Source organism: Pseudomonas sp. 15C (genome assembly GCF_055484735.1).
Genome location: NZ_JBUDGD010000044.1, coordinates 26,039 through 50,930, shown reverse-complemented (window position 1 = coordinate 50,930; position 24,892 = coordinate 26,039). Strand labels below are relative to the sequence as shown.

At 60.2% G+C, this 24,892-nt stretch carries 24 protein-coding genes; 11 read left to right on the top strand and 13 right to left on the bottom strand.

Translation table 11 applies throughout. The features are described 5' to 3' along the window. Nucleotides 1–223 precede the first annotated feature (223 nt). Entirely contained in the window at nucleotides 224–541 is a 318-nt protein-coding gene (locus ACYYKW_RS20060) for an ElaB/YgaM/YqjD family protein (protein WP_093101352.1), read from the bottom strand. 153 nt (nucleotides 542–694) lie between these two features. Between ACYYKW_RS20060 and ACYYKW_RS20055 the strand changes: the two genes are divergently transcribed. Next, the gene (locus ACYYKW_RS20055) at nucleotides 695–949 is read left to right on the top strand and encodes a hypothetical protein (RefSeq protein ID WP_038363082.1); all 255 of its coding nucleotides are present in this window, start codon (nucleotides 695–697) and stop codon (nucleotides 947–949) included. A gap of 3 nt (nucleotides 950–952) precedes the next feature. Here ACYYKW_RS20055 and ACYYKW_RS20050 read toward each other — a convergent pair whose 3' ends face one another. Next, nucleotides 953–1,861, bottom strand: a complete 909-nt coding sequence (locus ACYYKW_RS20050; RefSeq protein ID WP_464990940.1) for a LysR family transcriptional regulator — start codon at nucleotides 1,859–1,861, stop codon at nucleotides 953–955. An 84-nt stretch (nucleotides 1,862–1,945) separates the two neighbouring features. On the opposite strand from ACYYKW_RS20050, the gene ACYYKW_RS20045 reads away from it, so the two are divergent. Continuing rightward, a complete protein-coding gene (locus ACYYKW_RS20045) occupies nucleotides 1,946–2,869 on the top strand; it encodes a carbon-nitrogen hydrolase family protein (protein ID WP_464990939.1) in 924 nt (307 codons plus the stop codon). 40 nt (nucleotides 2,870–2,909) lie between these two features. Here ACYYKW_RS20045 and ACYYKW_RS20040 read toward each other — a convergent pair whose 3' ends face one another. After that, nucleotides 2,910–3,383 carry an LEA/WHy family protein gene (locus ACYYKW_RS20040; RefSeq protein ID WP_464990938.1) on the bottom strand — a complete coding sequence of 158 codons (474 nt, stop codon included), beginning with the start codon at nucleotides 3,381–3,383 and terminating at the stop codon, nucleotides 2,910–2,912. A gap of 64 nt (nucleotides 3,384–3,447) precedes the next feature. Further along, a complete protein-coding gene (locus ACYYKW_RS20035) occupies nucleotides 3,448–4,914 on the bottom strand; it encodes a nucleobase:cation symporter-2 family protein (protein ID WP_464990937.1) in 1,467 nt (488 codons plus the stop codon). Nucleotides 4,915–5,222: 308 nt separating this feature from the next. Here ACYYKW_RS20035 and ACYYKW_RS20030 point away from each other — a divergent pair, with 308 nt between their 5' ends. From ACYYKW_RS20030 to ACYYKW_RS20010, 5 genes are all read left to right on the top strand, one after another. Then, nucleotides 5,223–5,939 (top strand): helix-turn-helix transcriptional regulator, encoded by a 717-nt coding sequence (locus ACYYKW_RS20030; RefSeq protein ID WP_464990936.1) that lies wholly within the window; start codon nucleotides 5,223–5,225, stop codon nucleotides 5,937–5,939. 52 nt (nucleotides 5,940–5,991) lie between these two features. Then, a complete protein-coding gene (locus ACYYKW_RS20025) occupies nucleotides 5,992–6,333 on the top strand; it encodes a nuclear transport factor 2 family protein (protein ID WP_093101364.1) in 342 nt (113 codons plus the stop codon). A 22-nt stretch (nucleotides 6,334–6,355) separates the two neighbouring features. Continuing rightward, the gene (zapE, locus tag ACYYKW_RS20020; RefSeq protein ID WP_464990935.1) at nucleotides 6,356–7,471 is read left to right on the top strand and encodes a cell division protein ZapE; all 1,116 of its coding nucleotides are present in this window, start codon (nucleotides 6,356–6,358) and stop codon (nucleotides 7,469–7,471) included. Between the two features lie 18 nt (nucleotides 7,472–7,489). Continuing rightward, nucleotides 7,490–8,074: a DinB family protein gene (locus ACYYKW_RS20015; RefSeq protein ID WP_093101368.1), complete on the top strand. Its 585-nt coding sequence runs from the start codon at nucleotides 7,490–7,492 to the stop codon at nucleotides 8,072–8,074. Nucleotides 8,075–8,180: 106 nt separating this feature from the next. Continuing rightward, a complete protein-coding gene (locus ACYYKW_RS20010) occupies nucleotides 8,181–8,678 on the top strand; it encodes a GNAT family N-acetyltransferase (RefSeq protein ID WP_464990934.1) in 498 nt (165 codons plus the stop codon). Nucleotides 8,679–8,975: 297 nt separating this feature from the next. On the opposite strand, the gene ACYYKW_RS20005 is transcribed toward ACYYKW_RS20010, so the two are convergent. From ACYYKW_RS20005 to ACYYKW_RS19990, 4 genes are all read right to left on the bottom strand, one after another. After that, nucleotides 8,976–9,191: a hypothetical protein gene (locus ACYYKW_RS20005; protein WP_464990933.1), complete on the bottom strand. Its 216-nt coding sequence runs from the start codon at nucleotides 9,189–9,191 to the stop codon at nucleotides 8,976–8,978. A 198-nt stretch (nucleotides 9,192–9,389) separates the two neighbouring features. Then, a complete protein-coding gene (locus ACYYKW_RS20000; protein ID WP_464990932.1) occupies nucleotides 9,390–11,618 on the bottom strand; it encodes a TonB-dependent siderophore receptor in 2,229 nt (742 codons plus the stop codon). Between the two features lie 144 nt (nucleotides 11,619–11,762). Beyond that, nucleotides 11,763–13,511 carry a phosphoethanolamine transferase CptA gene (locus ACYYKW_RS19995; RefSeq protein WP_464990931.1) on the bottom strand — a complete coding sequence of 583 codons (1,749 nt, stop codon included), beginning with the start codon at nucleotides 13,509–13,511 and terminating at the stop codon, nucleotides 11,763–11,765. A 204-nt stretch (nucleotides 13,512–13,715) separates the two neighbouring features. Then, on the bottom strand, nucleotides 13,716–13,898 hold the full coding sequence (locus ACYYKW_RS19990; protein WP_090283663.1) for a DUF6026 family protein: 183 nt from the start codon (nucleotides 13,896–13,898) through the stop codon (nucleotides 13,716–13,718). Nucleotides 13,899–14,171: 273 nt separating this feature from the next. Between ACYYKW_RS19990 and gnd the strand changes: the two genes are divergently transcribed. Genes gnd through ACYYKW_RS19975 form a run of 3 tightly spaced genes read left to right on the top strand, consistent with a single transcriptional unit; the run spans nucleotide 14,172 to nucleotide 17,490 of the window. After that, complete coding sequence (gene gnd, locus ACYYKW_RS19985) at nucleotides 14,172–15,152, top strand: phosphogluconate dehydrogenase (NAD(+)-dependent, decarboxylating) (protein WP_093101378.1); 981 nt, start codon at nucleotides 14,172–14,174, stop codon at nucleotides 15,150–15,152. Further along, nucleotides 15,149–16,672 (top strand): glucose-6-phosphate dehydrogenase, encoded by a 1,524-nt coding sequence (zwf, locus tag ACYYKW_RS19980; protein ID WP_093101380.1) that lies wholly within the window; start codon nucleotides 15,149–15,151, stop codon nucleotides 16,670–16,672. Before gnd ends, zwf begins: the two co-directional genes overlap by 4 nt. Beyond that, on the top strand, nucleotides 16,669–17,490 hold the full coding sequence (locus ACYYKW_RS19975) for an HAD family hydrolase (protein ID WP_336355728.1): 822 nt from the start codon (nucleotides 16,669–16,671) through the stop codon (nucleotides 17,488–17,490). The genes zwf and ACYYKW_RS19975 overlap by 4 nt, the downstream gene beginning before the upstream one ends. 113 nt (nucleotides 17,491–17,603) lie before the next feature. On the opposite strand, the gene nhaB is transcribed toward ACYYKW_RS19975, so the two are convergent. The 3 genes from nhaB to ACYYKW_RS19960 form a co-directional block, all read right to left on the bottom strand. Then, complete coding sequence (gene nhaB / locus ACYYKW_RS19970; protein WP_090283656.1) at nucleotides 17,604–19,106, bottom strand: sodium/proton antiporter NhaB; 1,503 nt, start codon at nucleotides 19,104–19,106, stop codon at nucleotides 17,604–17,606. 72 nt (nucleotides 19,107–19,178) lie between these two features. Next, entirely contained in the window at nucleotides 19,179–20,492 is a 1,314-nt protein-coding gene (locus ACYYKW_RS19965) for an NHL repeat-containing protein (protein ID WP_464990930.1), read from the bottom strand. Nucleotides 20,493–20,769: 277 nt separating this feature from the next. Then, nucleotides 20,770–21,036 carry a hypothetical protein gene (locus tag ACYYKW_RS19960; RefSeq protein WP_336355730.1) on the bottom strand — a complete coding sequence of 89 codons (267 nt, stop codon included), beginning with the start codon at nucleotides 21,034–21,036 and terminating at the stop codon, nucleotides 20,770–20,772. Between the two features lie 355 nt (nucleotides 21,037–21,391). On the opposite strand from ACYYKW_RS19960, the gene ACYYKW_RS19955 reads away from it, so the two are divergent. Continuing rightward, on the top strand, nucleotides 21,392–22,717 hold the full coding sequence (locus tag ACYYKW_RS19955) for a sigma-54 dependent transcriptional regulator (protein ID WP_090283651.1): 1,326 nt from the start codon (nucleotides 21,392–21,394) through the stop codon (nucleotides 22,715–22,717). A gap of 65 nt (nucleotides 22,718–22,782) precedes the next feature. Here ACYYKW_RS19955 and ACYYKW_RS19950 read toward each other — a convergent pair whose 3' ends face one another. After that, entirely contained in the window at nucleotides 22,783–24,099 is a 1,317-nt protein-coding gene (locus tag ACYYKW_RS19950; protein WP_464990929.1) for a hypothetical protein, read from the bottom strand. A 45-nt stretch (nucleotides 24,100–24,144) separates the two neighbouring features. After that, a complete protein-coding gene (locus tag ACYYKW_RS19945) occupies nucleotides 24,145–24,891 on the bottom strand; it encodes a hypothetical protein (protein WP_464990928.1) in 747 nt (248 codons plus the stop codon). Nucleotide 24,892: the final 1 nt, after the last annotated feature.

Genomic DNA, 24,892 nt, shown 5'->3' with positions numbered 1-24,892 from the left:
CGAGCCTGCGAGGGCCGAACGCAGGGGCCCAGCGTTTTGGTTACTTTTGGGCGTCTGCAAAAGTGACCCGCTGTAAGAGCGGAACCGCCAGCCGCAACAACAAAAAAAACGGATATTCACCCAAAACAACCAAAGCCTGGTCGGCCCAGAGGCCGCCAAGTCCAAAAACCAGATCCAAAAAAAAGCGAACCCAAAGGTCCGCTTTTCCAAAAACCAAAAAACCTCAACGTCGGCCAAGCAACAACCCGACCACCAACCCGAACCCAGCCGAAATCGCCACCGTCTGCCAAGGATGCCCACCAATATACGTCTCGGTCGCTTCAACGGCAGGCTTGGTCCGATCCCGCACACTCGACACCGAATCCAGCGCCTGCTGCAATTTCAGAGCGATTTGCCCCCGCAGCGTTTCCGCCTCCTCGCCCACCAGTGAAGCACTGCTCTTGAGCAGTTTGTCCGATTCTTCAATCAGCGCCTGAAGTTCGCTGAACGCCTGATCCTTGATTTGCTCTTCAGCGGCTTGCACGGCAGATTTGCGGGCCATGGGTGACTCCTTGCAGATGAATGGACAGTGAGCAATGGAGTATGGCGCAACGCATAAAGTTGCACGCCAACGCTCCCCAAAAGAAAAACCTGCGCCGGAGTTTTCGGCCGAGCGTGTAAGATGTCGCCATTTTACGCAGCAGGATAATTCCCCATGAGTTTCAATCTGGCCGACAAATCACTCGCAGAGCGCGCCGCGCTGGAAGATGAGAAATCCCGTCTGTTCGAACTCTGGCAGAACAATCTGGGCAAAGCCAAAGGCGAGGCCGCGCGGTTGTTCGGCGAGCGCGCCAAGCGCAAGGGCAAATGGGCCGAATGGGTTCGCGCGGAACTCGACGGCATGTCGCCGCCGGAATTCGCCAACATGGTGCGCAGTGAAGTCAATCGACTGATGGCCGCGAACAAGTAACGTTCAGTTGAAGGTCGCGGCAATCACCTCGCGAACCTTGACCACCAGCGGATCGATCTGCGTGCTGGTACGCCAGCCCAGCTCGATCGGGTAACGCGGCAATGGCAGCGGGCAGGGCAGTAACGCCAGACCGCTGAGTGCCGCGATACTTTCGGCGGCATGCGCCGGGATCGTCGCTACGGCACGGCTGCCCTTGAGCAGCCAGGGCAGCGCAGCAAAATGCGTGGTCGAAGCGCAGACCCGACGACTCAAGCCCACGGCCGCGAGCCCTTCATCGGTGATGCCGATAAAACCGCCGGACGACACCAGAATGTGTTCGCGGGCGACAAACTCCTCCAGCCCGATCTGCGCCTGACCGGGCGCAAGGCTCGACGGGTCGACCAGGCACGCATAAGCGCCTTCGCCCAGCACTTGCCGGCTGAGCAGGCGCTCGGCGAAACCGCCGGCAGTGATCGCCAGATCGATGCTGCGCTCCATCAGCGCACGGGCGACAATCTGGCTGTGGGTCTGGCGGAAGATCAGACGCAACTTCGGCATGCTACGGGCAATCTCCTCGATCAGGCGGCGACCGTAGGCAATCTCGAAATCATCGGAAAGCCCGATTGTCACCGAGCGGCCATCGTAGTAATTGGCCGCCGGGTCGACCATCGCCAGGCTTTGCCGACATTTATTCAGGGCTTCACTGACCACCGGTTTCAATTGATTGGCCTTGAGCGTCGGGGCGAGGCCGCGTCCGGTGCGCACGAACAACTGATCGCCATACACCTCGCGCAACCGGCGCAACGCCGCACTGACTGCTGATTGGGTGACGCCCAGACGCAGGGCGGCGCGGCTGGCGCTGGATTCTTCGTGCAGCGCCTCGAAGACTTTCAGCAGGTTGAGGTCGACGTTGGCGATATTCATTTGGTTCATATCATTCAGCAGTGATCGGGGCTTTATTCATGATCGCGTGGCGCCGCAGAATCGGCAACTACTGAACCTGACGGAGTTACTGCGATGTCCAAATCCATTGTCGCTGCGCTGCAAATCGGCTCATTGCCCGCCGGCAAACAAGCCACCCTTGACCAGATTCTGAGCTGGGAAGCGGCGATCAGCGAATCTGGCGCGGCGCTGGTGGTCATGCCCGAAGCGTTGCTCGGCGGTTACCCGAAAGGCGAAGGCTTCGGCACGCAACTGGGCTATCGCCTGCCCGAGGGCCGCGAAGCCTTCGCCCGCTACTTCGCCAACGCGATTGACGTACCGGGCGCAGAAACCGAGGCGCTCGCCGGGCTGTCGGCGCGCACCGGGGCCAATCTGGTGATCGGCGTGATCGAACGCGCTGGTAGCACCTTGTATTGCACCGTCCTGTATTTCGACCCGCAGGCCGGGCTGGTCGGTAAACACCGCAAACTCATGCCCACCGGCACCGAACGGCTGATCTGGGGCAAGGGCGATGGCTCGACCTTGCCGGTTTTCGACACCCAGGTCGGCCAGCTTGGCGCGGTAGTGTGCTGGGAAAACATGATGCCGCTGCTGCGCACGGCGATGTACGCCAAAGGCATCGAGGTCTGGTGCGCACCAACGGTCGATGAGCGCGAAATGTGGCAAGTGAGCATGCGCCACATTGCCCATGAAGGCCGATGCTTTGTGGTCAGCGCCTGCCAGGTCCAGGCCTCGCCGAACGAACTGGGCGTTGACATTGCCAACTGGCCGGCAGACCGCCCGCTGATTGCCGGCGGCAGCGTGATTGTCGGGCCGATGGGTGACGTGCTGGCAGGACCGTTACGCGGCGAAGCGGGCCTGCTCACGGCTGAAATCGACACCGACGAACTGGTGCGCGCGCGTTACGACTACGACGTGGTCGGCCACTATGCGCGGCCGGATGTGTTCGAATTATCCGTCGATGAACGCGCCAAACCCGGCGTGCGTTTCAACAACTGACTGCCGGTTGACTCGAAACCCGGTGGGAGCGAGGCGTTTGTTACCACTTAGCGGCACTCGCCCTGGGCACACTCAACGTGCCGCTGTCCACAAACCGCATAGTGCCGAACAGTCCCCCGGCCAGTTTGCCGCGCAGGACGTAAGGCAGGTTGTCGAGGGTTTGGGTCTGGCTCAGGCCCAGGGTCTGACGCAGGACCGAGAATGCGGAAATGCTCACCGGTACGCTGACGATGGTTTCGGAAAAGCGCGGGATCGAGCCGCTTTGATCGCTCACGCCGGAGGCCAGTGAATGGCCGTTGACGTCCAGATCGAGGGCGATGCCGTTGTAGTCGATGGCGGTTTCGTTGGGATTCTGTACGCGCAGTTTGATCGCGAAGCGTACTTCCAGATCCTGGCTCGGCAACGGTTCGAGACCGACCACGTTGATATTGACCGGATCTCGATTGGGGAACAGCGCACAGGCGCTCAGGGATAACAGCAGCAACGACAAAATCAGGGCGTGAAGACGGCGCATAAACGGTCTCTCGAAAAAAGGGCTGAACCGGCCTGTCGGTTCAGCCCTTTTTCAAGGCCGGACGTCAGCGGTTCTCTTGTGCGACAGTCGCCGTTGGGCCAGGTTCAGCTTTGGCTGGCACGTCGGGGTTTTCCATAACCTGAAGAATAGAAGCTTCGGGGTCGAAGTCGTCTTCTTCCAGTTCGATGAATTCCTCCGGCAGGAAGATATTCAGCACGATCGCGCACAGCGCGCCGACGGTGATTGGCGATTCGAAGATATTGCGCAGCGCCTGCGGCAGTTCGCGCAGTACTTCCGGGACCGCCGCGATGCCCAGGCCCATGCCCAGCGAAATCGCCACAATCAGCATATTGCGCCGATGCAGGCCCGCTTCGGCGAGGATCTTGATCCCGGCCACGGCGACGGTGCCGAACATCACCAGTTCGGCGCCGCCGAGCACCGGTTTCGGCATCAATTGCAGCACCGCACCGATCATCGGGAACAAGCCGAGAATCACCAGCAATCCGGCAATGAAAAACGCAACGTAGCGGCTGGCCACGCCAGTGAGCTGAATGACTCCGTTATTCTGCGCGAAGGTGACCATCGGCATGCTGTTGAACACCGCGGCCATGGCGGAGTTGAGGCCGTCAGCAAGCAGGCCGGATTTGATCCGGCGAATGTACAGCGGACCTTTCACCGGTTGCCGCGAGATCATCGAGTTGGCAGTCAGATCGCCGGCCGCTTCCAGTGGCGAAACGAGGAAAATCACCGCCACCGGCACGAACGCCACCCAGTCGAAATTGAAGCCGTACTTGAACGGCACCGGCACACTGACCAGCGGCACGGCGGGCATCGTGGTGAAATCCACCGTGCCCATCAGCCAGGCGACGACGTAGCCGAGGGTCAGGCCGATGACGATCGCACCCAGGCGCAGGAACGGTACGTCGACCCGGTTCAGCACGACAATGGTGCCGATCACCAGCGCCGCCAGAAACACATGGCTGGCCGCGCCCAGGTCGGCTGCGCCAAAGCCGCCGGCAATGTCGGTCATCGCCACTTTGATCAGCGACAGGCCCATCAAGGTGATGATCGTGCCGGTGACCACCGGGGTGATCAGCATGCGCAATTTGCCGATGAACTGGCTCAGCACCACCTCAATGAACGCGGCGAAAAAGCACACGCCGAAGATCGTCGAGAGGATTTCGTCGGTGCCGCCACCGCGCGCCTTGACCATGAACCCGGCGCTGAGAATCACGCTGATAAAGGAAAAACTCGTACCTTGCAGACACAGCAAGCCGGAACCGACCGGGCCGAAGCGCTTGGCCTGGACGAACGTGCCGAGCCCGGAAACGAACAGCGCCATGCTGATCAGATAAGGGATTTCACTTTGCAGACCGAGGGCGCCGCCCATGATCAGGGTCGGCGTGATGATCCCGACGAAGCTGGCCAGTACGTGTTGCAGCGCGGCAAACACGGTGGCAGTCAGGTGCGGGCGGTCGTTGAGGCCGTAGATCAGGTCATTGTTGCGCGGGGTGTTTTCAGAGGCGGTCATGGTGTTTTGCGCGCTGCGAGGCGGGGCCGGGTCAGAAAATGGAGGCGCAGGATGCCGTAAGCGGGCGGTGAGGGCAACGAGCAATAACTGCCCGAAAGGTCAGCTTTTGCGGGCGTGATCGTTCCCACGCTCCTGCGTGGGATGCAGCCCGGGACGCTCCGCGCCCCATACAGAACCAAACGCGGAGCGCCGTAGAGACGTTCCCACGCCGGAGCGTGGAAACGATCTTGCTGCGCCCCAAGCTCCTGCCATTTTCTGACTCCAACCTCTGCTAATCTCAGACCTCTTTCCAACCTGAGTCCGCCATCGTGTCGCGTACCACCCGACTGTTGACCCTGCTGCAAGTGCTGCGCGGCAAGAAACGCCCGGTGACTGCCGCTACCCTGGCCGCCGAGCTGCAGGTGTCCGAGCGCACGCTCTACCGCGACATCGCCGAGTTGACGGCCCTCGGCGCGCCAATTCAGGGCGAGGCGGGGATCGGCTATGTGCTGCGCAACGGCCTGTTCCTGCCACCGCTGATGCTCAATGCCGACGAGACCGAAGCCATCGTTCTCGGTTTGCGCTACGTTGATCAGCGTGGCGATGAAATACTGAGCAAAGCGGCGGCGGATGCCTTGGCCAAGATCGCCGCCGTGCTCGATCCGCAGGCTCAGGAGGCACTGCGCAATCCAACAGTGCTGCCGGGGCCGCCGGGCTACGGTTTCCCGCAGAACGCCGTGCCGTTGAACGTGTTTCGCCACGCGATCCGCGACCAGGCCAAACTGCACATCGATTACGCCGACGCGCACCAGGTGCCGACTCAGCGGCTGATCTGGCCCTTGGCGCTGGGTTTTCTCAATGAGGTGCGGATCATTGTCGCGTGGTGTGAGTTACGCGGTGCCTATCGCACATTTCGGACTGACCGGATCAGCGCTGCAAATCCACAGGGCGAGGCTTATCCGGGCCGGCGCAGCGACCTGCTGCGTATCTGGCGCAAACAGATGCAACTGGACGAGGACGGCCGTTTCACTCCTGACAAAAACTGACACAACGCTGTTTTAGGATGGTCGCAGAACCACACAACAAGGAGCTGCCACCATGTCCCATCCCGCCTCAACACTGGCCCCGGCGATTGCTGCGTATATCGATGCGGCCAACGCACGCGACACGTCGCAGGTCGCCAGTTTTTTCGCCGAGGATGCCAACGTGTTCGATGAAGGCCTGCATCAGGTCGGCCCGCAAGCCATCGCCCAATGGATGCGCGACACCGGACAACGCTATCAGCCTCGTGTTGAAGTGCTCGATGTGCAGCAGCGCACCGGGAAAGTGCTGGTACAGGGGCTGATCTCTGGCACGTTCCCCGGTAGCCCGGCACAGCTGCGCTATACGTTCCGGTTGAACGAACAGGGGAAAATCGCCCGGCTGGATATTTCCCTGTAGCCATCGTGGCATACTGCTGCGCATGACTTTCGACTCCCCCTTAAGCGCCTGGCAACACGCCGTTCAATACAACGGCTTCGTCCAGGATGAAGCCCAGGAACACGCGGTCTGGGCCCTGCAAAAATGTCACGAAGCGCTGCACGCCGGTGCCCGTACGGTCACCGGCGTTTATCTGTGGGGCCCGGTCGGGCGCGGCAAGACCTGGCTCATGGACCAGTTCTACCAAAGCCTGCGGGTGCCAGCGCGCCGGCAGCATTTCCATCACTTCATGGGCTGGGTGCATCAGCGCTCGTTCCAGTTGACCGGGATTGCCGATCCGCTTCGGGCGCTGGCCAAAGAGCTGGCTGCAGAAGTCAAAGTACTGTGTTTCGATGAGTTGTTCGTCAACGACATCGGCGACGCGATCATTCTCGGGCGGCTGTTTCAGGTGATGTTCGATGAGGGCGTGGTGATTGTCTGCACGTCCAACCTGCCGCCGGACGATCTCTACGCCGATGGTTTCAACCGAGACCGTTTCGTCCCGGCGATTGCCGCGATCAAGGCGCATATGCGGGTGGTTGCCGTGAACGGCGCTGAGGATCATCGCTTGCATCCGGGGGCGGGTCTGCAACGTTACTTTGTGGCCGCGTCATCGCTCAGTGCGCTGGAGGATGTCTTCCAGGCGCTGGCCGCCGGTGAGCCGGCCACCGCCGAACCGGTGTCAGTCGGTCATCGCCAATTGAACGTGGTGCGGGCCAGTGAATCGGTGTTGTGGTGTCGTTACGCCGACCTGTGCGAGCAGCCGTTCGCCGCCATGGACTTCATCGCGCTGTGCGACCGCTATCGGGCTATTCTGTTGAGCGAGGTGCCGAACCTCAGCGCGCGCAAACGCGAAGGGCGCATTGCCCGTGGCACGGAAGACGGCGCCGAGCGCGTAGTGGCGGGTGATCGAGAGCTGCCGCAGTTGTCCGTACATGACGACGGCGTGCGGCGGTTCATTGCATTGGTCGACGAGTGCTACGACCGCAGAGTGCCGCTGTACGTTGAGGCCGAAGTGCCGATGGACGCGCTGTACACCGAGGGTTACCTGGAATTCCCGTTCCGCCGCACCCTGAGTCGTTTGCAGGAAATGCAACTGCAGCGCTTTGCCGAAGCTTGAAATGAAGAGGGCGCCGACATGAGCCAACCGTTGTCCCATCATTTGCTGACCATGGCTTATCAGAATGCCTGGGCCAATCATCGTCTGGCCAAGGCCTGGAGCCAACTCGGCGCGGCGGATCTTGCGGCGCCGCGGGTGAGTTTTTTCCCGAATATTCGCCTGACGCTGAACCACATCCTGACGTGCGACTGGTTTTACGTCGATGCGCTGGAGCGCGAATTGCGCGGGGCTGAACCGCATCCTGACTGTCATGTTTTTTTCAATGCCGACGAACCGTTCACTGACACCGTTCAACTGCGTGAAGAACAGGCTCACGTCGACCGTCGGCTGATCGCCTACTGCGAGCAACTGCGCGATGCCGAGCTGAACCGCATCGTCACCATTGCCCGCGACACGCCCCAGCACGACAGCCGCCTGCGCTTGCTGTCGCATCTGTTCGAACATCAGATCCATCACCGCGGCCAGGTGCACGCGATGCTCAGCGATACTTCGGTGGAACCGCCGCAACTGGACGAATTCTTCTGCGCCGGCGAAAGCGCGTTGCGTGCTGCAGACTTCGCCGAACTCGGCTGGACCGAGGAATTGATCTGGGGCCACGCCTGATCCTGAGGATTTGCCGGTTGCTCACCGGTATGTGGCCGCGTTAAGGTCAGGCAGCCTATCAGCGCGTACCTTGCGTGCCGGGGCTTTTGTCTGTTCGGGGATGGAAATGGATTCCGCAGAAATTCTGGTACTTCAGGCCAGCTACACCAACCCAACGCACGCCGAAGCCATCGGCCTTGTGCTCAACCACTACGCAGAAGACCCCATGGGCGGCGGTCACTCGCTCGACCCGGACCTGCTGCGCCGACTACCCGAAGAACTCGCCCGCCGCCCACACGCCTTCAGCGTACTGGCCTTCGTTGGCGGCGAACCGGCGGGGCTGGTCAACTGCTTCGAAGGCTTCTCGACCTTCGCCTGCAAACCGCTGGTCAATGTCCACGACGTGGTAGTCGTGAGCCAGTTCCGCGGCTTGGGCCTGAGTCAGAAAATGCTGCAGAAAGTCGAAGAAATCTCGCGCCAGCGCGGCTGCTGCAAAATTACCCTCGAAGTACTGGAAGGCAATGCCATCGCGCAGCAGTCGTACCGCAAGTTCGGCTTCGCGCCGGGGATGTTCGACCCGAATCACGGGCGCATGCTGTTCTGGGTAAAGGATCTGAAAGCCTGAAAGCCCCTCACCCTAACCCTCTCCCAGAGGGAGAGGGGACTGACCGAGGTGATTGGGCAAGGTACGCCGACCTGAAATATCGAGCCGAACTCAGGTTTGAAAAAAACCACAAATCGGCTCCCTCTCCAAGGGGAGAGGGCTGGGGTGAGGGGCGAATTCACCACAAATGAAAAGCCGGACATCCAATCCTGACTAATCGACTGAATGAAACACAAAAAAAAGGCGCCCCAAAAAGGGCGCCTCAACTGTCATCTCCCGGGCCAGAGCGGAGCCGCGGAAGGTCCATCGGTTGCTCGGTCAATCCCGGTCGAGGTAAGACTCGGTCACTTGCGCGGTCTGGTCGGCGGGAACGCGAATTTCTTTCGCGCTGGCGTCGCTCTGTTGCGCGCTCTGGCTCTGGTGAACCGGGAAGTTGTCGTAGTAATAGCGCATGCGCTCAGCGCCGCCCTCGGCGAAGACGCTGGCAGAACCCAGGGCAAACAGCCCGGCAAGGATGAGGGTAGAGATTTTCATGGTGCCTCCTACTGAACAAGTGGGAGCCGTTTCATCCATGAAGCAAAACTCGAGAGGAGTCTCTATCGTGTGAATTAACCCGGGGTTAACGCCCGCTCAGGGTGAGTTTTGCAGCATGTTGCAGAGCGCTGAATGCACACAGCGCCAGAGCATGATCGTTCCCACGCTCCCGCGTGGGAACGATCAGGGGGGAGCGGGTCAGAGCTTCCAGTCAAGACTGACGGTCAGCGTGCGCGGGTCGCCCCAATAAACACCGTTGTAGAAACCGACGTTGTCGTAATACTTCTTGTCGAACAGGTTGTTGACGTTCAGCGACGCCGACAGGTGCCGATCAAACTCGTAACGCGACATCAGATTCACCACGGTGTAGGCGCTCTGTTTGATCCGTGCCGTTTCCTGGTCATCCCCGACCGGCCGGGTCGAAATGCCGTATACATCGCTCTGCCAATTCACCGCACCGCCGACAGTCAGCGCCTGCCATTCACCCGGCAGGCGATACGCCGTCGACACGCGCAGCAGATTCATCGGCTCACTGGTGTTGCTGCGCTCACTGCTGCCGTTGACTGAATGGGTATAGGTGTAACCGGCCGTCATGTTCCAGCCGCGCAGGATCTCACCAGAGACTTCTGCTTCAAAACCGTTGACCTTGTTGCCCTTGCCGCCGGATTTGTAGAACTGCTCACGCGTCACCGGATCGGGCGGTGCGGTGTTGTCCACCTCGGCGACGTTGTCCTGCTTGCTCCAGAACAACGCTGTGGCAACGTTCAGACGCTCCTCGAGCAAACTGCCCTTGAGGCCCAGCTCATAGTTCTTGCCGACCACCGGGTCGATGTACTGGCGATTCTTGTCGCGATTACCCTGGGGTTTGAATATGTCGGTGTAACTCACGTAGGCCGTGTATTGCGGTGTCAGGTCGTAGAGCAGTCCGGCATAAGGCGTCCAGATATCGTTCTGTTTTTGGCTGGTGTAATCGACCTTGGTCAGTTGGCGGTCGGCGTCGTAACTGTTACTGGTGCTCGATGCTTGCCAACTGCCGTAGCGGCTGCCCAGCACGGCGTGCAGGTCATCAGTGAGGCTCAAGCGTGTGGCGATGTAGCCGGCCTTTTGCCGCGTGTCGTCCTTGGATCCAGTGAGATCAGTGACGGTGTCGCTGAACTTGCCGATGTTGCCCATGTACTTCCAGTCGCGGATGGTCCCGTAATCGTCGGGACGCGCGCCAGCGATGGTGTAGGGGGAATTCGAACGCCGCTCGGCCTCGCCGTAGCCGAACATCATTTCGTGTTCGCGGCCGAACAAGGCGTAGGGGCCTGACACGTTGAAGTCATAGGCCTGCATTTTTTGCGTGCCGATCATGTGCGAGGTATACGCGAGCATGCCGCTGCGGTCGGCCTCGGGGAAACCCGCGCCGCCGAAATACACCTTGCCGTCGGTATCGCTTTGGCGATGGGTGTAAGCCGCTTTCAGATGCCAGCCGCCCGCCAGTTGCTGATCGAGGGTGGCGAAGGCGGTTTTGTCTTGCAGCGGCCAGGAACTCCACGACGTCGCCATGTTGGTCGAGCGACCCAATCCGGCCTTGCTGCCATCGGCATTCCAATAGGGCACCGTGCCCCAGGACGAGCCTTGCACGTGCTTGTTCTGATAGTCGTAACCCACCGCGAGTACAGTTGAATCTGTCAGGTCTGCTTCGAGCACGCCATAGCCAACCTCGCGTTGCTGCGCGTATTTGTCCTTGATCGACTGGCTGTCGCGGTAAGCCAGCACGCTGCGCCCACGCAAGCGACCGTCAAACGCCAGCGGGCCGCCGACATCGACGTAGCTGTAGTAATTGTCATAGCTGCCGCCACTGACCCCGGCCAGCGCCTGCCATTGCGCGGTCGGGCGCTTGCGCACCATGTTGATCGTCGCCGATGGATCGCCGGCCCCGGTGGTCAGTCCCGTGGCCCCGCGAACCACTTCGATGCGGTCGTAGATGATGGTGTCCGAATCAGACTTCATGCGATCGAAGGTATTGAGCATCCCGTCAATCTGGAAATTACTGATCGCATAGCCGCGCGAAGAATAACTGACCCGATCCGAATCCAGGTGCTGCACCACCACGCCGGTGGTCTGGCGCATGGCCTCGGACAACGTACCGAGTTTGAAATCATCCATTTGCTGACGAGTGATCACCGACACCGATTGCGGGGTTTCCTTGATCGACAGGTTCAACCGCGTCGCGGTGCTCATCGCGCCGGTGGTATAGGACTCGGTGTTTTCGGTGGTGGTGCCCAGGCCTTGAGCGGTGACGCTGGTCGCCGCCAGTTCAAGCGCCGAACCGGCCGGCGAAGGTTGCTCTTCAGCCTGGTTTTGCGCCAGCAGATCAGGGCTGATCGCCGCGCCGCAAAGGCCGAGCGTGAGGGTCATGGAACGGGTAATGGGCGCGAACATCGCAGCCGACTCCTTGTCTTCGAAGGGAAAATTCCGTTGGTTCAAAGACGAAGGGTGGGGCGTGGATTTAGGCTCAAACGAGAAATATTGTTATTTGTAGATGTTTCGGGGACGAAAAAAAGGGGCCGCTGAGGCCCCTTCGTTTTATTGCTCGGTCGCTTGCGCAACATTCGCATCGGGCTTTTTCGGCTTCATCAGACTGAAGTCGATCAACGCCCGTTGCGCGGTCTGGTACGGGTCGCCGATCAACAACGGCCGTTCCTTGAAGCTGTCGCTGACCAGGCTCTTGCTGCGGTCGAGTTCGTCAAAGCTCAACCCGGCCATGTCGGCCCAGGTGTGGATCAGATGCGAGCTGCTGTAAGGGCGGTCAAGGTCGCCGGCGAAGTTCCAGTCGTGGTTTTCTTTCCACTTCGGCGAGGCCCAGGCCATGAACGGGATGGTGTACATCGGCGCGGTCGGTTTGTTTTCGTTACGACCGAGGGTCTTGTGGCCGACCGAGTCGAACACGTCTTCGCCGTGGTCGGAGAGGTACAGCAAAAAGCCGTTCGGATCGGATTTGGCGTAATCCTTGATCAGGCTCGAAACGACGAAGTCGTTGTACAGCACCGCATTGTCGTAGCTGTTGTAGGTCGGCACCTGGTCGTCACGCACACCGGCCGGCACGCCGTCGCGGTCCTTGAACTTGTCGAAGGTCGGCGGATAACGGTACTGGTAGCTCATGTGTGTGCCGAGCAAATGCACGACGATCAGCTTGCGTGGTGCGGCATCGGCCAGGGCCTTGTTGAACGGCTCGATCACGTCGCCATCGTATTGCGCGGCGTTCTGGTTACGGTTGTTGTTGAGGTACACCTGCTCGTCGGCCTGTTCGGAAAAGGTCGTGAGCATGGTGTTGCGCTTGGTCATGGTCTGCTGGTTGGTGATCCAGAACGTCTTGTAGCCGGCCTGCTTCATCACGCTGACCAGCGAGGGCGTCGACAGGTACAGATCCGGATGCAGTTCGTCAGCGAAGGTCAACACCTGCTGCAACGCCTCGATGGTGTACGGGCGAGGGGTGACGACGTTGTCGAACACCGCCAGTTGATCCTTGAGCTTGTCCAGTTCCGGCGTGGTGTTGCGCGGATAGCCGTAAAGACTCATGCGCTGGCGGTTGGTCGATTCGCCGATCACCAGCACCAGGGTCTTGGGCTGATCGCCCGAGGCATCCTGGAGGTTCTTCAACGGTGGGATCTTGCTGACGTTGTGCAGCATGCCCTGCATGTCGGCGAGGGTTTCCTGATAACGGTGATACGCCACCACCATCTGCCACGGCACCGCCGGCTCGATGCGGGTTTCGAATTTTTCGAAGCCTTGCTCAAAGGTACCCATGCGCAAGGTCTGTTTGACCAGCGGGTAGCCGATCACGGCAATCAGGATCGCCATGGCTGCGACGAAGGCGCGGCCACGCGGCATGTACACCGGGCGCAGACGGGTCCACAGGAAATAGGCAAACGCGGTATGCGCAAGGAACGCCGGCACCATCCACCAAGCGAAGTACTGCGTCATGTATTCGCCGGCTTCGGACACGTTCGACTCGAACATGATGAAGATGACGCTTTGCGAGAATTCCTGCTCGTAAATGAAGAAATAGCCAAGGCTGGCCATCGAACAGGCCCACAGCACCACACCGATGATCGCCGCGAGCAATTTGGTGCGCTTGGGAAACAGCAGCATCGGCGCCAGCCAGATCGCGCTCATGACAAAGGCCTGACGGAACCCGGTGAAGCCCGAGGTGCCGGTCAGTTGAATCAGCAGTTGGGTGATACCCGAGAAGTACCAGAAGAATACGAACAGCCAGAGAAGTCCGGCCCAATCAAAACCTGTCGCAGTCGTTTTGCTGCGTTTGAACAATGCCATTCGGCGCTCCAGCTCTGGTTACAACCACCGCCGGGACATCCGTGAAACCGACGAACGGAGGCCGTACGCGCAGGTACGACCAGAATGCGGCGCAGTATCACCAGACTGATGTGAAAAGTTTGTTATTTGACGCGCGTTTAGCCCGCTAAGGGGCTGGGGCATCATGTCGGGAACCGCGGCTGCCGTTCCCGAATCAGGCGGGGATCAGGCGTGGGGGTGACGCTGAACGACCGGGAAGGGTTGCGGCTGCGAGCCCTGGGTCAACAGGCGCAACTGCGCCAGCTCTTGCTTCAACTGGTCGCGTTCGTCCTTCAACTGACGCAACTCATCACGACGGATCGTGACGTACAGGGTTTGTGGCGGCATTGCTGTGTGTACTGTGCCCATTGCTCACCTCGCAAATGGCGTGCATCAACTGTAAGCCACCCCTGATCTGAGGTGGTGACTTACTATCGGCGCCAATTTTGATTTCTTTTGCCCATTTATGGAACTTTTTTATTTTTCATGGTCGGTGTGTCTTCGGCGCGATTTGCGGCGTTATCAGTCTGGATCGGGCACAATGCCCGGAAACTTCATCGCAACGCTCTGGACTAACCTCCATCAGTCGCGTTGGGCTATAACCAATGACATATATTTATTTGTAGTAAGGAGCATCAGCACATGCAACTCGGGATTATTGGACTGGGCCGCATGGGCGGCAATATTGCGCGACGTCTGATGCTCAACGGTCACACCACCGTTGTTTACGACCGCAATACCGCTTTCATCGATAACCTGGTCGCCGAGGGCTCCACCGGCGTCGCCGATCTGCCGGCACTGGTTGCCGGGCTGGCCAAGCCGCGTGCGGTCTGGGTCATGCTACCGGCCGGCGCACCGACCGAAGACACCATCAACACCCTGAGCGATCTGCTCGAAGCCGGCGATACCATCATCGACGGCGGCAACACCAACTATAAGGATGACATTCGCCGGGCCAAGACCCTGGCCGAGAAGGGCTTGCACTATATCGATGTCGGCACCTCCGGCGGCGTCTGGGGCCTGGAGCGTGGCTATTGCATGATGATCGGCGGCGATGCCGAAACCGTGCAACGCCTCGACCCGTTGTTTGCTGCTCTGGCGCCGGGCATGGGTGACATCCCGCGCACCAGGGACCGCAAGTCTGACGATCCGCGCGCCGAGCACGGTTACATCCATGCCGGCCCTGCCGGTGCCGGGCACTTCGTGAAGATGATTCACAACGGTATCGAGTACGGCATGATGGCGGCCTTCGCTGAAGGCTTCGACATTCTCAAGACCAAATCCAGTGAACGTCTGCCGGAAGATCAGCGTTTCGATCTGAACGTGGCCGACATTGCCGAAGTCTGGCGTCGCGGCAGCGTGGTGTCGTCGTGGTTGCTCGACCTGACTGCCGATGCGCTGGCCAGCGACCCGAAACTCGACGGTTTTTCCGGCTCCGTGGCGGACAGCGGCGAAGGCCAATGGACCATCGAGGCAGCCATGGAGCAAGCGGTGCCGGTACCGGTGCTGTCGAACTCGCTGTTCTCGCGTTACCGTTCGCGCGGTCAGGGCACGTTCGGCGACAAGATTCTCTCCGCGCAGCGCTTCGGCTTCGGCGGCCACGTGGAGACACCGAAGAAATGACCCGAACGATCCGCAGAAAGTCCAAGGCAGAACCCGCACCACCGACCACGCTGTTTCTGTTCGGTGCCCACGGCGACCTGGTCAAGCGCTTGCTGATGCCGGCGCTGTACAACCTCAGTCGCGACGGCTTGCTTGACGACAATCTGCGGATCGTCGGCGTTGACCACAACGCAATTACCGATGAAGCCTTCGCGCAAAAGCTCGAGGACTTCATTCGCAGTGAAGCGGCGGCCAAGGTCGGCAAGGGCGGTCAGATGCTTGATCCGGCCTTGTGGGCCAAGCTCGCCAAAGGTATCAGCTACGTCCAGGGCGATTTTCTGGACGACAGCACCTATTCAGCACTGGCGGCGAAAATCGCCGACAGCGGCACCGGCAATGCGGTGTTCTATCTGGCCACCGCGCCGCGTTTCTTCAGCGAAGTCGTCCGCCGCCTCGGCGCTGCCAAATTGCTCGAAGAAACCCCCGAGGCATTCAGAAGGGTGGTGATCGAGAAGCCGTTCGGCTCCGATCTGCAAACCGCCGAAGCGCTGAACGCCTGTCTGCTCAAGGTGATGTCCGAGAAGCAGATCTATCGGATCGACCATTATCTGGGCAAGGAGACCGTGCAGAACATTCTCGTCAGCCGGTTCTCCAACAGCCTGTTCGAAGCATTCTGGAACAATCACTACATCGACCACGTGCAGATTACCGCCGCCGAAACCGTCGGTGTCGAGACCCGTGGCAGTTTTTACGAACACACCGGCGCACTGCGCGACATGGTGCCCAATCACTTGTTCCAGTTGCTGGCAATGGTTGCCATGGAGCCGCCGGCCGCGTTCGGCGCCGATGCGGTGCGCGGCGAGAAGGCCAAGGTCGTGGGGGCGATTCGTCCCTGGTCGGTCGAGGAGGCACGGGCCAATTCGGTACGCGGCCAGTACAGCGCCGGCGCGATCGACGGCAAACCGTTGAGCGCCTACCGCGAGGAGCCCAACGTTTCGCCGGACAGCACCACGGAAACCTACGTGGCGCTGAAGGTGATGATCGACAACTGGCGCTGGGTCGGCGTGCCGTTCTACCTGCGCACCGGCAAGCGCATGAGCGTGCGCGACACCGAGATTGTCATCTGTTTCAAACCGGCGCCGTATGCGCAGTTCCGCGACACCGAAGTCGATGAGTTGCAACCGACCTACCTGCGTATCCAGATCCAGCCGAACGAAGGCATGTGGTTCGACCTGCTGGCCAAGCGGCCGGGGCCGGCGCTGAACATGGCCAACATCGAGCTGGGTTTTGCCTACAAGGATTTTTTCGAGATGCAGGCCTCGACCGGTTACGAAACCCTGATCTACGACTGCCTGACCGGCGATCAAACGCTGTTCCAGCGCGCCGACAACATCGAGAACGGCTGGCGCGCCGTGCAACCGTTCCTCGATGCCTGGCAGCAGGATGCCAGCGTGCAGCATTACGCCGCCGGTGAAGACGGCCCGCAGGCCGCCGAAGAACTACTGACTCGCGATGGTCGCGTCTGGCATGGCCTCGGATGAGTGACGTGCCGAAACAACCCATCCGTTTTTTGCTCAGCGACATGGACGGCACGCTGTTGTTGCCCGATCACACGCTGAGCCAGCGCACCCTTGATGCGGTGCGGTCGCTGCGTGAGGCGGGCGTGCTGTTCAGCCTCGCCACTGGCCGCCCGCCCAGAGCCATGTTGCAGCAGATCGAAGCCTTGGGCGTGGATCTGCCGACAGCGGCGTTCAACGGCGGGACTATCGTCAAGCCGGACGGCACGCTGTTGGCTGCGCACTATTTGCCGGCGACCACAGCGCTTATCGCACTGGCACTGTTTGCCGATCAGCCGGACGTCGAAGTCTGGGTGTTCAGCGGCGGCGACTGGCTGCTCAAGGATCCGCACGGGCCGATGGTCCCGCGCGAGCAGCACGGCCTCGGCTATCCGCCGGTAGTGGTGGAGAGTTTCGAACCGTACTTGCAGCGTATCGACAAGATCGTCGCCACCAGCAACAACACGCAATTGCTGATTGAGCTTGAGGCGCAGCTGCTGCCGAAGGTCAACGGTATGGCGCAAGTCTCGCGCTCGCAACCGGTGTATCTGGATGTCACGGCGCTGGAAGCCAACAAAGGCACGGCGCTGACGACGATTGCCGAATACCTGGGCGTGCCGCTGGAGCAAACGGCGGCAATCGGTGACGGTGGCAATGATCCGGCAATGTTCAAGTGTGCAGGCTTGTCGATTGCCATGGGCCAGGCGGAGGAAGCGGTGAAGCGTCAGGCCGACGTGGTTACGGCGGCCAACACCGAAGACGGTGTGGCTCAGGCGATCGAGAAGTACATTCTCCCTCGCTGAATTCACCGAAAGCCAATGTGGGAGCCAGCAGGCTGGCTCCCACAGGGTTCTTCGTTTTGACAGTCCGTCTGGGAGCCCGCAGGTTGACTCCCAGAAGACTTATACGGTGAAGATCAGAGCCAGTAGCTCACCGCATACCAGCCCAGGCCTCCCATCACCACGGTGTACGGCACCGCCATCCACACCATCCGCCCGTACGACAGGCGCACCAGCGGTGCAATCGCCGAGGTCAGCAGGAACAGAAACGCCGCCTGGCCGTTCGGCGTTGCCACGCTCGGCAGGTTGGTCCCGGTATTGATGGCAATGGCCAGCGTTTCGAAGTGCTCGCGGCTCATGTGCCCGGCAAGGAACGCCTGCTTCACTTCGGTGATGTAAATCGTTGCGACGAACACGTTGTCGCTGATCGCCGACAGCAAGCCGTTGGCAATGAACAGCATGCCCGGCTGCTGCTCGACCGGCAGCGCCAGCACCCATTGAATCAACGGCGCGAACAGCTGCTGGTCATGAATCACCGCCACTACCGCGAAAAATACCACCAGCAACGCGGTGAACGGCATGGCTTCCTTGAACGCGCTGCCCAGACGATGCTCGTCGGTGATGCCGGTAAACGCGGTGATCAGCACGATCACCATCAAACCGATCAGGCCGACTTCAGCGACGTGCATGGCCAGGCAGGCGATCAGAATCAATGCCGCAGCACCTTGCACCAGCAGCGCCGCACGTTGGCGGGGCGTACGTTCGGCATTGTCCTCAGCGGCGTAGTTAGCCAGAACGCCACGCACGTTGTCCGGCAGCAACGTGCCGTAGCCGAACCAGCGCAGCTTCTCCAGCAACACGCATGTCACCAGACCGGCCGCCAGCACTGGCAGCGAAACCGGGGCAACCTTGGTAAAGAACTCGCCGAAGTGCCAGCCCATTTCATGGCCGATCAACAGGTTCTGCGGCTCGCCCACCAGCGTGCAGACACCGCCCAGCGCCGTACCCACCGCACCGTGCATCAACAGGCTGCGCAGAAACGCGCGGAACTGCTCAAGATCGTCGTGGTGCAATTTCGGCAGGTTCGCATCGTCAGCGAATTCGCTGTCCTGGCGCGGATCGTTGCCGGACGCGACGCGGTGATAGACAGAGTAGAAGCCTACACCGGCGCTGATGATCACCGCCGTTACGGTCAGCGCATCAAGAAACGCCGAGAGAAATGCCGAGAGAAAGCAGAACATCAGCGCCAGCACCGCTTTTGAACGCACGCCCAGCAGCAGCCGCGAAAACAGGAACAGCAGCAGGTCTTTCATGAAGTAGATGCCTGCGACCATGAACATCAGCAGCAGGATTACCGGAAAGTTGTGCACCAATTCATCGTAGAGCGCCTGCGGCGTGGTCATCTTCAGCAGCAGCGCTTCAACCAGCAGCAAGCCGCCGGGCATCAACGGGTAACACTTGAGCGCCATGGCCAGGGTGAAGATGAACTCGATCACCAACAACCAGCCGGCGGCGACCGGGCCGATGCTGAACAGCACCACGGCATTGAGGATCAGGAAGCCAACGATGGTCGCCTTGTACCAGCGTGGCGAATGCCCGAGAAAGTTTTGCGCGAACGCCTGGGTCATCGAACCGGACATCGGTTGCTCCTTTTTTATAGAAGCGCGCAAGTTGCCGGATACGTTCGGGAAGATCAAGTACAGCCAGTATTTTCAGTGGTCGAGATATCGCACAACCACCGCCCGATAATTTCCGTCCAGCGAAAACCCACCCACCAGAATCCCGCCATCCGCCTGCACGGCCAGTGAACTGGCCGAATCCAGGCTGCGTCCAAGGCGCGTACGGAGCCAGCCATGGCCGTTGCCGAACGCCGGGTCGAGGCGACCGTCGCTCAGGTAGCGGGCAACGATGAAATCAGCCTCGACGCCGCCAATGGTCGCGCCTGCCGCGATCATCCGCCCGTCGGGCAAACGTTGAGCGGTGCTCCACTGGCAGCCGCTGTGGCCGATCTGCAGAAGTTGCGGCTGGCCACCCTGGCGGTGAATATCCGGTCGGCCGTTTGAGTGGAGGCTGAAGGTCAGGCAGCGGATCGGATCGCGGCCGCTGCCAAAACACTGCAAGGCCTCGGGCGCTTCGAGTACGCGACTGACCTGAACGCTTTTGTTCTCAGCCTTGAACGCCATGAAACCGTCCACGGCAAAACACTCATCGAGACGGCCGTCTGGCAGGTAACGCGCCAGCAAGCCTTCCTGGGGAAGATCGATGGAGCCGGCCACCACGATTCGTCCGTCCTTTTGCAGTAACAGACTGCTCAGCCAGGTGTTGAGCAATAAATGACGGATCATGACAAAGCCGCGGCCATTGAAGGTGTCGTCAAGGCTGCCGTTGGGCATGAGGCGAATCAGCATGCCGGCATGGTCGGCCAGTTCGAAATGATGGTTGGCGATCAACAGAATTCGCCCGTCGTCCTGCACCGCGACGTCGCAGGCTTCCGCCCCCGGCACGCCCGGTGGCAACCAGGCATCGCGACTGCCCATGGACAGGTTGCCCGGCAGACGTATCACCTGACGGCCGCTGTCGCCAAAGGACAAATCCGCTTTGCCGTCCGCGTCGAACAAGGCCAGCGCGGGCAGGGTGCGATGGGCGTTTTCGTAATGCAGGCCGGCCAGCAGAATGCGCCCGTCCGGCAGCATTTTGACTTTGCCGCCCGTGGCTTCGAACCCGCGGGCGAAGGTGTCGATCACGCTGCCATGCTCGCCAAAGGTCAGGTCTGCGGAGCCGTCGGCGAGCATGCGCGCCAGGCCAAATCGGCTGCCGCGCGCATCGCAGACTTTCGCTGCGACCAGGATTCGGCCCTGTGTATCGAGGGCAATGTCTTCGCTCAGGCTGGACACGCTGCCCGCGAAGTACGCCTGGGCGACGCCCTGAGTACCAAAGGTTTTATCGAGTGGCCCGGATCGAGGCGTAAACGACGGTGAGACGGTCGCTGGTAACGCCGGCACGGCAAAAGTGTTGAGGGTGGACATGCACGCATCTCCTTGCGAGTTGACCATGACCGCGAACCGGATGGGTAACTGCACGAGCGGAACATTCAATCCCTGAACCGGGAGAAGTACAACTGTAATAACTAACGGATGGACGGTCGCACTGTGCCAGAACAGTGTCTTCTTGAACCAAAAGAAAGCCGACCAAGCAATTAAGCCTGGTCGGCTTGAGAAGAGTTATACAAGCGGGTGGAAGTTTACAAGGTTGCAACTAAGCGCAGAGGTGAATGACTTCGAAGTCACCTGCACGAACTGCTTCTCAGTGTGGCATTGACCACGATTGCAGGCTGTAACCTTCTTCGCTGAGTTCAGCGCGAGCCTGCTTCAGCAGTTGCTCGAGTTGCGCCGGGTCGGAGTAGGCGCTGCTTGGAATCTGTTTGCGGCCGATGTGCGAGTTGGTCCGGTCGACGACGGTCAGGCTCAGTTCGCCATTGCCGTCTTGCGGCGCCCAGGCCACGCAGTGGAAAGGTTTGAAGGCGCGGTTGGCAATCAGAAGAGCTTCGTTGATACGGAGCGGGGCGGTCATGGGGTCTTCTCTCTGTCGTGCCCAATCAAATGATGTGCCGTCGGTTGGGCTTACCGTTCGGCTGGTTACTTGTACTGATGCACGCAACCCTGCAACGGGTCACACATGAAACAAAGAAATTTCAAAGTTTCTTTCAGATCCTGTTTTGAAGCCGTCTTTTGAAAGCATGGTGAAAGTTTTTAAAAACCAACTAAGTCGATAGCTGACTAACAACTCACGTTCTTATAACCGGTTTGACTGGACGCCTATAAGCAATCGATACAAGGGGCTGTCAAAATCTTGCTAGTGTTACAGTCGGGTCTGCCAAATGACTGTTTTTTCAATCATTTCCTTTATTTGGCGCCAAGGAACAGTCATGAGCGAAGCGCCTGCGTTACGACGTTTACTGGTGGTCGATCCATGCGACGACTGCCACCGCTTATTGCCCGGATTACGCGCGGTTGGCTGGGACGTTGATAGTTGTTCACTGGAGAACGCCGCCGAGCGCAGTTGTGACATCGGTTTGCTGCGACTACAGCCGTTTCACCTCGAACGACCCGAAGCCGTCAAGGAATTGATCAGCCGCAGCGGCACCGAATGGATCGCCGTGCTCAATCAGGAAGTCCTGCGTCTGCAGAACGTCGGCGACTTCGTCTGTGAATGGTTTTTCGATTTCCACACGTTGCCGTTCGACGTCTCGCGGGTGCAGGTCACCCTCGGGCGTGCGTTCGGCATGGCGCGATTGCGCGGGCAGGGCACGATTCATGTCGACCAGCCCGAGCACGAGCTGCTGGGCGACAGCAAGCCGATTCGCGAACTGCGCAAGTTGCTCAGCAAACTGGCGCCCACCGAATCGCCTGTTCTGATTCGCGGTGAAAGCGGAACCGGCAAAGAACTGGTTGCACGCACGCTGCACCGTCAGTCCCAGCGCCACAGCAAGCCCTTCGTGGCGATCAATTGCGGCGCCATCCCTGAGCATCTGATTCAATCGGAATTGTTTGGCCACGAGAAAGGCGCGTTTACCGGCGCGCATCAACGCAAGGTCGGGCGGATCGAAGCGGCGAATGGCGGCACGCTGTTTCTCGATGAGATCGGCGATCTGCCGCTGGAGCTGCAAGCCAATCTGTTGCGCTTTCTCCAGGAAAAACACATCGAACGCGTCGGCGGCAGCCAGCCGATCCCGGTGGATGTACGAGTGCTGGCGGCAACTCACGTCGACCTCGAAGCCGCGATCGAGAAAAAACTTTTTCGCGAAGATCTGTATTACCGCCTCAACGTCCTGCAAGTGGTGACCGCGCCGTTGCGCGAACGGCACGGCGATCTGTCGATGCTGGCCAATCACTTTTCCCACTTCTACAGTCATGAAACCGGGCGCCGTCCACGCAGTTTCAGCGAAGACGCGCTGATCGCCATGGGCAAGCACGACTGGCCGGGCAATGTGCGTGAGCTGGCCAACCGCGTGCGCCGTGGACTGGTGTTGGCCGAAGGCCGGCAGATCGAGGCGCGTGATTTGGGGCTGATCAGTCAGCACTCGATCGCCACGCCCATGGGCACCCTCGAAGACTACAAGACCCGCGCCGAACGCCAGGCGCTGTGCGACGTCCTGAACCGGCACAGTGATAACCTCAGCGTTGCAGCCAAAGTGCTCGGCGTGTCGCGGCCGACGTTTTATCGGTTGTTGCACAAGCATCAGATCCGCTAGGGCGGGTAAACAACAAAGGCCCGTTGCGAGGTGATCGCAACGGGCCTTTGTTGTTTGCCGCAGACTCAGAAGTAGTACGGGAATTTCAGACTGAAGGAAAAGTCCGGGGCGTCGTCGGTCATGCCCAGCGACAGGTTGGGCACGATGGTCAGGTTTTCGGTCGCCGCGATGGTCATGCCGATATTGAAATAACCGGCGTTGGCGTCGCTGGAAATGACCGATTCCCAGTCGCCGCCGTCCTGTTTCAGCTTGCTCTTGCGCTGCACCAGGTCGGATACCGAGAACGACATGCTCATCTTCTCGTTCAAGGCAAAAGCGATACCGGCGCCGATCTGGAAGCTGTCGCCGATGCGCACCTTGCCTGGGGTTTTCTGATTGACGGTGGAGCTGATGTCGTCGAACGACTCCTCCAGGTTGTGGGTGTACGACAGGCTGCCGAACAGCACCGCAGGGTCGAAGGTCTTGACCAGCGAAATGCCCGGAGTGATCGACCAGACGCCGTTGCCGGTGGGCAGGGTGTCGGGCACGAACAGGTTCGAGTTGGCACTGGTTGGGCGCAGCTTGATGCCGAACGGGTCCTTGCCGGTTGGGGCTTTGACGCGCAAGGTCACGACGGCGTCCGGGGTGTTGACCGACTCGTCGAGGAACTTATAAGCGATGCCAAAGTTGACGTCGCCAATGGTTGGATCCTTGGTCACGGTTTCTTCGGTGGTGACCCCGGCTGCGCCCTCATTGCCGCCACCGGACTGGTAAGTCGATTCGCGATACACCACCGGCACGTTCAGGTCGAACTGCCAGCGATTATCGAAGTTGTAGCGGCCGGTGAGGTCGAGGGTCCAGGTATCGGCCTTGATCCGGTCAAGGTTGATGTTGCCGAGAAAGATCGAATCCAGCGCGAGGAAGCCGTTGAGGATCAACTGGCGGGTGTCATAGCGCGAATAGGTGACGCCGGTTTCGAAACTGAATTTGCCGCCACCGAAAAAGCCGCTGGCTTCGTCGTACAGGTTGGAAACGCTTTGCGCCGGTTGCGAATCATCGGCCAGCGACTGCCCGTAGGATGCGCCACTGCCCCCGGCGGCGCCTCCCGATGCAGCGGCGGCACCCGTGCCGGTAGCGGCTCCGGTGGCGACGCGATTGCCTTTCATGTCCGATGGCGATTTGGCCAGGCGTTTTGGCGGTGGGGCGGCGGGCTGTTCTTCGACCTGGCGAACCCGTTGTTCAAGGACTGCCAAGGCTTGTTGTTGTACTTCGTATCGTTGTTTCAGTTCCAGAAGTTCCCGTTTCAGGGCTTCCACATCGGCGTCGGGTGCTGCTTGCAACATCGCCGCCGGTAGAAGGGTACTCAAACACACTGCGGCACGCAGTGATACTGATCGATACATGAATAAGCCGTCCCTTTAAGCCCAATGATCGAGACTCAGCGTAGTTCAATATCCGATACTGCGTAGGGCCCCGAGTTGGGTCAGGTTGCAGTCCAGTGCACCGGCGCTTCTGCCGTTATTGTTCAGTACGACATTGAGTTGCGTGAGGTTGTTGACCACGTTGGCACTGCCCAGCAGTCGGGTGTTTTGCAGCAGTCCACCCTGGGCGACTTGTTGCAGTGCGGTGCCCTGATTGCCGCTCGCCTGAATGGCCATTTGCACGCCGCCGCCATTGGCTGTTACCGCGACGCTGCCAGCGCCATTGCTGCCGGTGATGGTCTGCCCGGCGACGAGCGCCTGGCCTTGCGACGGCATCAGCGCCGGCGCCTGACTGGCTTCGCTGACGTTGATCGCGACGTTGTTGTTGGCTGTGTTGCCATCGCCCGCCGCGCGCACGCTCTGCGTCACGCCTTGCGTGCTGTTAAGGCCGGCGCCACCGATCACGGTGCCCGTTCCCAACGTTGGCGTGCTGCCATTGCCCGACTCCTTGATGGTCGAGACATAGAACTCCGGTTTGACGGTGGCGGCCTGGACCTGCATCGAGGTCGCTGCGCCGATCAGGTCGCCGCTGGCGTTGCGCCAGGTGCTGCTCATGACAATGCCGAAGCTGATGATCCGCCCCGGCATGACGTACCGACCACGCAGCTCGGCGAGCTCCTGGTCCTTGATTTCGATGGGTTTGAATCCGGCATGGGCAAAGCCTGACGCACCCGCTGCCAGGCAGGCGGCGGCCAGCCAGTATGAGGTTTTCATC

Coding starts and splice junctions, on each gene's coding strand:
- ACYYKW_RS20050 (WP_464990940.1), bottom strand. CDS start 1,861: ATGAACCAAATGAATATCGCCAACGTCGACCTCAACCTGCTGAAAGTC.
- ACYYKW_RS19950 (WP_464990929.1), bottom strand. CDS start 24,099: ATGTATCGATCAGTATCACTGCGTGCCGCAGTGTGTTTGAGTACCCTT.
- ACYYKW_RS20015 (WP_093101368.1), top strand. CDS start 7,490: ATGAGCCAACCGTTGTCCCATCATTTGCTGACCATGGCTTATCAGAAT.
- ACYYKW_RS20025 (WP_093101364.1), top strand. CDS start 5,992: ATGTCCCATCCCGCCTCAACACTGGCCCCGGCGATTGCTGCGTATATC.
- zwf (WP_093101380.1), top strand. CDS start 15,149: ATGACCCGAACGATCCGCAGAAAGTCCAAGGCAGAACCCGCACCACCG.
- zapE (WP_464990935.1), top strand. CDS start 6,356: ATGACTTTCGACTCCCCCTTAAGCGCCTGGCAACACGCCGTTCAATAC.
- ACYYKW_RS20060 (WP_093101352.1), bottom strand. CDS start 541: ATGGCCCGCAAATCTGCCGTGCAAGCCGCTGAAGAGCAAATCAAGGAT.
- ACYYKW_RS19945 (WP_464990928.1), bottom strand. CDS start 24,891: ATGAAAACCTCATACTGGCTGGCCGCCGCCTGCCTGGCAGCGGGTGCG.
- ACYYKW_RS19990 (WP_090283663.1), bottom strand. CDS start 13,898: ATGGGCACAGTACACACAGCAATGCCGCCACAAACCCTGTACGTCACG.
- ACYYKW_RS20035 (WP_464990937.1), bottom strand. CDS start 4,914: ATGACCGCCTCTGAAAACACCCCGCGCAACAATGACCTGATCTACGGC.
- ACYYKW_RS20045 (WP_464990939.1), top strand. CDS start 1,946: ATGTCCAAATCCATTGTCGCTGCGCTGCAAATCGGCTCATTGCCCGCC.
- ACYYKW_RS19975 (WP_336355728.1), top strand. CDS start 16,669: ATGAGTGACGTGCCGAAACAACCCATCCGTTTTTTGCTCAGCGACATG.
- ACYYKW_RS20000 (WP_464990932.1), bottom strand. CDS start 11,618: ATGTTCGCGCCCATTACCCGTTCCATGACCCTCACGCTCGGCCTTTGC.
- ACYYKW_RS20040 (WP_464990938.1), bottom strand. CDS start 3,383: ATGCGCCGTCTTCACGCCCTGATTTTGTCGTTGCTGCTGTTATCCCTG.
- ACYYKW_RS20010 (WP_464990934.1), top strand. CDS start 8,181: ATGGATTCCGCAGAAATTCTGGTACTTCAGGCCAGCTACACCAACCCA.
- nhaB (WP_090283656.1), bottom strand. CDS start 19,106: ATGTCCGGTTCGATGACCCAGGCGTTCGCGCAAAACTTTCTCGGGCAT.
- ACYYKW_RS19960 (WP_336355730.1), bottom strand. CDS start 21,036: ATGACCGCCCCGCTCCGTATCAACGAAGCTCTTCTGATTGCCAACCGC.
- ACYYKW_RS19955 (WP_090283651.1), top strand. CDS start 21,392: ATGAGCGAAGCGCCTGCGTTACGACGTTTACTGGTGGTCGATCCATGC.
- ACYYKW_RS19995 (WP_464990931.1), bottom strand. CDS start 13,511: ATGGCATTGTTCAAACGCAGCAAAACGACTGCGACAGGTTTTGATTGG.
- ACYYKW_RS19965 (WP_464990930.1), bottom strand. CDS start 20,492: ATGTCCACCCTCAACACTTTTGCCGTGCCGGCGTTACCAGCGACCGTC.
- gnd (WP_093101378.1), top strand. CDS start 14,172: ATGCAACTCGGGATTATTGGACTGGGCCGCATGGGCGGCAATATTGCG.
- ACYYKW_RS20005 (WP_464990933.1), bottom strand. CDS start 9,191: ATGAAAATCTCTACCCTCATCCTTGCCGGGCTGTTTGCCCTGGGTTCT.
- ACYYKW_RS20055 (WP_038363082.1), top strand. CDS start 695: ATGAGTTTCAATCTGGCCGACAAATCACTCGCAGAGCGCGCCGCGCTG.